We start from the raw sequence: 5761 nt of genomic DNA, 5'->3' as shown, positions 1-5761 counted from the left end.
ACCAGGGAGCCGGCGGGCAACTCGCCACACACATGACCCATCTGCCGACCTCCGGCCCCTACAGGCTCAACGTAAAAGGTGACCTCAGGTGACTGACCTTCAGGCGAACAACAACGAGGAAAAGCTGCGGTATTTCCTCAAGCGGGTATCGGCGGATCTGCATGAGGCCCGTGAGCGGCTGCGGGACATCGACGCGGCACAGCACGAGCCGATCGCCATCGTCGCGATGAGCTGCCGGTTCCCCGGCGGCATCACGTCACCTGAGAGCCTCTGGCAGTTCCTGATGGACGGCGGGGACGCCATCACGGAATTCCCCGTCGACCGGGGCTGGGACCTGGAAGCGCTCTACGACCCCGACCCGGACAGCCGTGGCACCAGCCACGTCCGGGAAGGCGGATTCCTCGACGGAATCGACCTCTTCGACGCCGGCCTCTTCGAAATCTCACCCCGCGAGGCCCTGACCATGGATCCCCAGCAGCGCATTCTGCTGGAATCCTGCTGGGAGACATTCGAGCGGGCCGGAATCGACCCCACATCCCTCAAGGGCAGCCGCACCGGCGTGTTCACGGGCGTGATGTACCACGACCACTCGTCGGTTCTGCAACACGCGGTGGAGGACGTCGACGGCTACATCGGCACCGGCAGCGCGGCGAGCGTCGTCTCCGGACGAGTCTCGTACACCTTCGGTCTTGAGGGGCCGGCGGTGACGGTCGACACGGCGTGCTCGTCGTCGCTCGTCGCACTGCACCTCGCGGTGCGGGCGCTACGCCAGGGCGAGTGCGATCTGGCCCTCGCGGGCGGTGTGACCGCGATGCTCACCCCGACGTCCTTCGTGGACTTCAGCCGGCAGCGCGGGCTGGCGGCCGACGGCCGGTGCAAGGCGTTCTCCGTGAACGCCGACGGCACGGGCTGGGCCGAGGGCGTGGGCGTGCTGCTGGTGGAGCGGCTGTCGGACGCCCGGCGCAACGGTCACCAGGTGCTGGCGGTGGTCCGTGGCAGTGCCGTGAACCAGGACGGTGCGTCGAACGGCCTGACCGCCCCGAACGGGCCCGCGCAGCAGCGCGTCATTCAGCAGGCCCTGGCCAGTGCGGGGTTGTCACCGGCCGATGTGGATGCGGTGGAGGCGCACGGTACGGGTACGAGGCTGGGCGACCCGATCGAGGCGCAGGCGCTGCTCGCCACGTACGGTCAGGGGCGGCCCGAGGACCGGCCGCTGTGGCTGGGTTCGCTGAAGTCCAACATCGGTCACACGCAGGCCGCCGCCGGCGTGGGCGGGATCATCAAGATGGTGCAGGCGATGCGGCACGGCGTCCTGCCCAAGACCCTGCACGCCGGTGAACCGTCGCCGCACATCGACTGGTCGTCCGGAGACGTACGTCTCCTCACCGAGCCCGTCGCATGGACGGAGGGCGACCGGCCCCGGCGGGGAGCGGTCTCCTCCTTCGGCTTCAGCGGGACCAACGCCCACGTCGTCCTCGAACAGGTGCCGGCTGCCCGGCCCGAGGACACGACGGAGGCGACGACCGCACCCCCGTTCCCGTTCGCGGCGCCCTGGGTGCTGTCCGCCAAGAGCCCGGACGCGCTGCGCGAGCAGGCCCGGCACCTCTTGTCGTACGCGAAGGACTACGCAGACGGACGCGACGGAAGCCAGGCAGCAGCCGATGTGGCGTACTCACTGGCCACGAGCCGCACCGCGCTGGAGCACCGCGCCGCCGTCATCGCGCCGGACGCGGCCGGCGTCCTGGAGGGGCTGATGGCCCTTGCCGGCGGCGAGCCGTCGCGGTCCGTGGTCCAGGCCGTCGCCGCACCGGGCGGGAAGCGGGCGTTTCTCTTCTCGGGGCAGGGGAGCCAGCGGTTGGGGATGGGACGTGAGCTGTACGCATCGTTCCCGGTGTTCGCGGATGCGTTCGATGGGGTCTGCGCCGAGCTGGATGCGCATCTCGAACAGTCCTTGAAGGACGCGGTGTTCGGGGATGACGCCGGGCTGCTCGACCAGACCGGCTACACGCAGCCCGCGTTGTTCGCCATTGAGGTGGCCCTCTTCCGCCTTGTCGAGTCGTGGGGCGTGCGGCCGGACTTCCTGGCGGGCCACTCCGTGGGTGAGTTCGCGGCGGCCCATGTCGCGGGCGTGCTCTCACTCGAAGACGCCGCGCGGCTGGTGGCGGCTCGCGGCCGTCTGATGCAGGCGCTCCCGCACGGCGGCGCCATGGCCGCGGTCCAGGCTTCGGAGGACGAAGTACGGGAACTGCTGGCCGGTAGTGAAGACCGGGCAGGTATCGCTGCGGTCAACGGGCCCTCGGCAGTGGTCGTTTCGGGTGCCGAGGACGTGGTCGCGGCGGTCGTCGAGCGGCTGACGGCCGACGGCCGCAGGACGAAGGGGCTCTCCGTCTCCCACGCGTTCCACTCGCCGCTCATGGACCCGGTGCTGGCCGACTTCCGGAAGGTCGCGGAGACGGTCACCTTCGGAACCCCGAGGCTGCCGATCGTCTCCACGCTCACCGGCCGCCCGGTGTCGGAGGAGGAGTTCTGCTCGGCGGACTACTGGGTGCGGCATGTCCGCGAGGCCGTCCGGTTCGCGGACGCCGTCAACTCCCTTGCCGCCGAGGGTGTCGGCACGTTCCTGGAGATCGGCCCGGGCGGTGTGCTCACCGCCATGGCCCAGGACGCCCTGGAGGAGCAAGCGGTCACGGTCCCCGTCCTGCGGACGGACCGCACCGAAGGCCTCGCCGTTGCCACCGCCCTTGCCCAACTCCACGTCCACGGAACGGCCGTCGACTGGGCGGCCGTCTTCGCCGGGCGCGCCGCCCAGCGCGTGGACCTGCCCACGTACGCCTTCCAGCGCACCCGCTACTGGCTCGAAGCGGCCCCAGCGCCCGGCAACGTCGCGGCCGCCGGACTCGCCGAGGCGGGCCACCCCCTGCTCGGAGCCGCGGTACCGCTCGCCGGCGGGGAAGGGCTCGTGCTGACCGGGCGGCTGTCGCTCGCCACGCATCCCTGGCTCGCCGGCCACGTGGTGATGGGCGCCGTACTGCTCCCCGGTGCCGCCCTGGTGGACTTGGCGCTGCACGCGGCTCTCGACGAGGCCGTCGGGTGCGACCGGCTGGACGAGCTGACGCTCGGGGCCCCGCTCGTCGTTCCCGAGGACGGCGCAGTCCAGGTCCAGGTACGCGTCGCGGCGGCCGACGGCAACGGCCGTCGTCCGCTGGAGATCTACTCCCGCACCCAGGGCGCGCCCTCCGCCGAGCCGTGGACGAGCCACGCGGCCGGAACGCTGTCGTCCGCCGCGCCCGCCGACGCGGGTCCGGTGACGGACACGGAGACGGCCGGACTGACGGAGTGGCCCCCGCCGGACGCCGTCGGCGTCTCCGGCGAGTCGCTGGACTCCCTGTACGAGCGGATGGCCGGCCTGGGGCTCGACTACGGCCCGTTGTTCCGGGGGGTACGCGCCGCGTGGAGTCAGGACGACGTCCTCTTCGCCGAGGTGGCGCTGCCCGAGGGGACGGACGTTTCCGGATTCGGCCTGCACCCCGCGCTGCTGGACGCGGCGCTGCACACGGTCGCGCTCGGCGACGGCCTGCTCGGCCCCGACACCGGCTCCGATCAGGCACGGGTGCCGTTCTCGTGGAGCGGGGTCATGCTGCACGCCGTGTCCTCAGCGTCCTCCGCGCCGTCTGGGGGGCCGGCGGCCCTGCGGATCCGGCTGGCACCCGCCGGTCAGGACGCCGTCTCGCTGCTGGCCACCGACGTCACCGGACAGGCCGTGGCGTCCGTCGACTCGCTCGTCCTGCGGCCGATCTCCCCCGAGCAGCTCGCCGCCGCGCGGGCGGGGCGGTCCCAGGACTCGCTGTTCCGCGTCGACTGGACCGCACTGGCCCTGCCGGCAGCCCCGGAGTCACTGCCCGTCGCCGATCACATCGAGGTGCTCGGCCCGGAGCAGTCGGACCACCCGGACCACCCGGCAGACTCGCCCGACGCGGTAAGGTCCGCAGTCCGCCCCGCCCTGGCCCTCGTACAGGAGTGGCTGACGGGACCTCACCCCGATGAGGCGGATGCGCGGCGGCTCGTCCTCGTGACCCGGAACGCGGTTTCCGTCGGTGCCGATGACGCGGCGCGGCTCGACCCGGCCCAGGCCGCCGTGTGGGGCCTGATCAGGGCCGTCCAGGCAGAACACCCCGAGCGCTTCGTCCTCGTGGACGCCGAAACGAGCGGGGACGCGGACTCCGTGCCGCCGGCCGGGCTGACGGCCGCTCTCGCCACCGGCGAGCCGCAGTTCGCCCTCCGCGGAGGCCGGGCGTTCGTGCCGAGGCTGGCACGTGCGGCCGCCGCCGGAACTCCGGGGCTGCCCGCGTCCCTGGGGCTGAACCCCCAGGGGTCGGTCCTGGTGACGGGCGCCACGGGCGCGCTCGGCCGGCTCGTGGCACGGCATCTGGTCTCCGCGCACGGCGTGCGGCACCTCGTGCTGACCAGCCGCCGGGGCCCCGCCGCCGACGGCGCGTCCGCCTTCGCCTCCGAACTGGCGGCGCTGGGCGCCGAGGTGTCCACGGTGGCCTGCGACGTGGCCGACCGCGCCGCGCTCGCCGCCGTACTCGACGGCATCCCGGCCGCGCACCCGCTGACCGGCGTGGTGCACGCCGCCGGGGTGCTCGACGACGCCCTCGTCGGCTCGCTGACGGCCGAGCGGCTGGACCACGTCCTCAAGCCCAAGGCGGACGCGGCCCTCCATCTGCACGAGCTGACCCGGGACCTGGACCTGGCGGCCTTCATCCTGTTCTCCTCGCTCGCCGGTACGTTCGGCAACGCGGGCCAGGCCAACTACGCCGCCGCCAACGCCTGCCTCGACGCCCTGGCGCAGCGGCGCCGGGCGGCAGGACTCCCGGCCGTCTCGCTGGCCTGGGGGCCCTGGGCGGAGGCCGGGGGCATGCAGGGCATGCTCGGCGAGGCCGGCGCGGCAGCGCTCGCCCGGATGGCCCGGGCCGGGGTGTCGCCGCTGTCCCCGGACGAGGGCCTCACGCTCTTCGACACCGCGACCACCACGTCCCGTACCGGCCCGGAGTGCGTGGTCCTGCCCGTCCGGCTGAACCTCGCCGCCCTGCGCCACCGCGCCGGGACCGAGCCGCTGCCCGCCCTGCTGCGCGGCCTGGTACGGGCCTCCTCCCACCCGGCGCATGCTGCCGGGGCCGGGGCCGGGGCCGGAGCGGACGTTCTCGCCGAGCAGCTGGCGGGGGCGTCGGACGAGAAGCGCCGAAGGATCCTGCTCGGCATCGTCAGGGCACAGGTCGCCGGGGTTCTGGGCCACGCCTCGTCCGAGGCGATCGGTGCCACCCAGGCGTTCCACGACCTCGGCTTCGACTCGCTCACCGCCGTCGAGCTGCGCAACCACCTCGGCGCGGTCACTGGGCTGCGCCTTCCGGCGAGCCTGCTGTTCGACTACCCCACCCCGTCGGCCCTCGTGGACCACCTCGACGCCGCGCTGCCGGCCGCCGGGAGCGGCGGGGGAGAGGCTGCCCCCTCGCTCCTCTCCGAGATCGACCGCGTGGAAGCCGCGCTCGCGCAGTCCCCGGACGACAAGGGAACGCGCGCCGCGGTCACCCTGCGCCTGGAGGTCCTGCTCGCCAAGTGGCGCGAAGCAGGAAATGAGACGGGAGGCGCCGGTCAGAGCACCGCGGACGCAGCCGCGATCTCGGTCAAATCGGCCTCCGACGAAGAACTCTTCGAGCTGCTCGACGGAGAGCTCGGCACCCACTGATCGACCAGCACGACA

1 pseudogene is annotated in these 5761 nt (G+C 73.0%); it reads left to right on the top strand.

The annotated features are described in order from the left end of the window. Positions 1-133: 133 nt before the first annotated feature. A pseudogene (locus QMK30_RS00400) lies at positions 134-5746 on the top strand (type I polyketide synthase); the annotation flags it as partial. Between the last annotated feature and the right edge of the window lie 15 nt (positions 5747-5761).

This window comes from Streptomyces sp. H27-C3 (genome assembly GCF_030063415.1).
In the GTDB taxonomy this organism is placed as follows: Bacteria; Actinomycetota; Actinomycetes; order Streptomycetales; family Streptomycetaceae; genus Streptomyces.
This window is presented reverse-complemented; position numbering and strand designations above follow the sequence as displayed.